At 65.0% G+C, this 2497-nt stretch carries 2 protein-coding genes and 1 pseudogene; all 3 read right to left on the reverse strand.

Annotated features, from left to right (window positions below):
- Window positions 1–184: 184 nt before the first annotated feature.
- Window positions 185–367, reverse strand: a pseudogene (locus tag EBO15_RS46685) (hypothetical protein); the annotation flags it as partial.
- Between the two features lie 238 nt (window positions 368–605).
- Window positions 606–1235 (reverse strand): hypothetical protein, encoded by a 630-nt coding sequence (locus tag EBO15_RS43190; RefSeq protein WP_122200191.1) that lies wholly within the window; start codon window positions 1233–1235, stop codon window positions 606–608.
- 280 nt (window positions 1236–1515) lie between these two features.
- Window positions 1516–2034: a site-specific integrase gene (locus EBO15_RS45645; protein ID WP_199745190.1), complete on the reverse strand. Its 519-nt coding sequence runs from the start codon at window positions 2032–2034 to the stop codon at window positions 1516–1518.
- Between the last annotated feature and the right edge of the window lie 463 nt (window positions 2035–2497).

Consider the following 2497-nt stretch of genomic DNA (forward strand, 5'->3'; position numbering starts at 1 on the left):
GACCATGGCCACCATGGAATGGGTTGCCTGGTATAATTCCGAAAGGCTACATTCCTATTGTGGGAACGTTCCTCCGGCCGAGTACGAGGAGACGTTCCACCGATCAGCCGCCGGCACCGGCCTGGCGCTCGAGAACCAAGCGATCTAGCCTCCAACTTCGCCGGGGCGGCCCAGATGACCGATCCTAGGGCGGCCGATCTTGACCTTGATCGGGCTCTCGGTGTCGTGCGGGTCGTGCTGCGGGTCTGTGATCGAGCTGGTAGGGCTGTTTGTCGCGGAGCATGGCGAACAGGACGTCGGTGCGGCGGTGGGCCAGGCAGATGTGGGCGGCGTTGTGTTTCTTGCCCTCGGCTCGTTTCTTGTCGTATGTAGGCTCTGCCAGACCCTGGCGTCGTTTAGCAAACTTATGAGGTTATCGATATATCGTTGATGGTTGATCGCGACTGGTGCGGCCAAGCCTCAGGGCCGGGAACATGTCCTGGGCGACCAGCAGCGATTACCACCAGCGCGACTCCTAAACGCGGATCAAACCGCGTGATCATGCGGGTCAGTTCGAAGAATCCTCGGCAAGCAAGAGCACCATGCCTCACTCCTCCACCCCGGAATCAAGGTCGGCACATGCGACCTGGCGGCGGGTCACCCTGGCCGTGTGAGATGTTCGTCGACAGCACCGGCGCGGAAGTGTTGGTGGCGGCCCAGGCGATGACGGGTTTGTTGCTTTCGGGGAGCACGACGATGAACTCGCCGGTGGGATGGGAGACTCGTGCGACACCTACGTAGTCCCGACCGGTCAGCAGGGGCAGCAGTGCGTCCCGGCCCTCGGTGATGCGATCGAGGTGGGCGTAGATGGCCTGCATTTCCGCCGGTCCGTTGATCCAGATGCCGAGCTCGGCGCCGGTGCACAATGCCTGGAGCAGCCGGGTGAGCAGAGGGCTTGGAGCTGCCTCCAGCACCCGGTCGTATAGGCGTTCCTGTCCGCAAGGCACGGTCGGAGCGGACAACGCCTCGGCCCGACACCGCGGACAGGCATGCTCCGCGTCTGGTTCGAAGTGGCGCAGGATGGCCACGAACTCCTCTTCGGCGAGCCCGCACAGCGTGACAGCTCTGGGCAGGCCACAGAAGAAGCTGTCCGCGGTGGAAGTACGCGCGTGCTCAACCTCGGGAGAGTCTCGCTGTTCAGCACACCCGAACTTGGCCGGTTCCCGAGCAGAGGCAAACGACCAACCCTCGGCCATGAGCTACCACCCTTCGCTTCCACCGATCATCACACTGATCCAACGTTGCCGGGACCTGCTTGGGCCACAGTCGGCTGGAACTGGTGACGGGGCGGTGGGACGAGGCACGATGAGCGCGCGTTGGCCAATCAGCAACAGCCGTCAGCCGGGCCCGACAGACCGGTGACCTCGGCGATCGCCTCGGGCGACGGGTAGAAGTAGCAGCGCACCTTCTCGGTCCTCTTGTGTCGCGACTTGGCCTTCAGCATCAGCAGGCTCGCGCCGCCCTCGCCCAGATGCGTCAGCGCCGAATGCCGGATCTCGTGCGGATCCCCCCGGTCCCCGGCCCACCGAACGCGGTGTGCATGTCCAACAGCGTGTGGGCCCGCCCATAGGACAGGCGGGCGCATCCGGTGACGGGACACATATCGCGCGGTTCCAGCACCTTGCCGGGCCCGGGACGACGACGGGGGCTGAACACCGGCCCCGGACGCGGTCCTTGAGCAGGCGCGGCAGCAGCCGCACGGTCCCGGCGTCCCAGTAGCCCGCCTCCAACACCAGGTCCTCGCGGACCTGGCCGCGCCAGCGTGACTCGGTGCCAGGCGCCCTTCGCCTTCACGAGGCAGCGGCGGCCCGTCAGGTTCAGGTCCTCGATGTTGACATCCAGGAGCTCCTCGATGCGCGCCGCCGTCTCGTTCAGCATCCGGTACAACGTCTTCTCCCGCAGCTCGACCTCGCGGCGGGCGACCAGCCGGTCGGTCTCCATCCGGGACCGGACCGGGGTGTCGGAGTCGGGCACCGGCAGCCGCCTGGTCCACACCGGACCCCTCCCCCGCAATGCGGAACCCAGCACGGACCCCGAAGCCAGATCAGCCTGAACGCCGCCACACGCCCCGCCACTACCGCACGCCCGCGCGTCGACACATCAGACTGCCTCTCGTTTGAGTTGCGCAAATCTCGAAACATGTTTCAAGATTTGCGCAACTCAGCCATGCGAGATGATGCGAGTGAATGAGAATCACCCTTATCAACCACATGGAAGAACGAGGGGGCGTGTTGCCGTGGCCGGGGGTGTCCTGACCCACGGGAAGTGGCGAGGGACCGGTGGAAGTGGCGAGCGGGTTCGCCTATCTGGCGAGGGTTCAGCGAAAGTGGCTGTCCCGTCCCAGTTGAGTTGGCGGATTCTCACCGATTCTCGTTCGGTTTGGCGGATTCTCGGCTACCTGGCCTCGCGGTGAGATCACCTGCCCCTTGAGGCGAGCCCGGCATCACTTGTCGCTCGT

It is taken from the genome of Actinomadura harenae (assembly GCF_003696215.1).
Taxonomy (GTDB): domain Bacteria; phylum Actinomycetota; class Actinomycetes; order Streptosporangiales; family Streptosporangiaceae; genus Spirillospora; species Spirillospora harenae.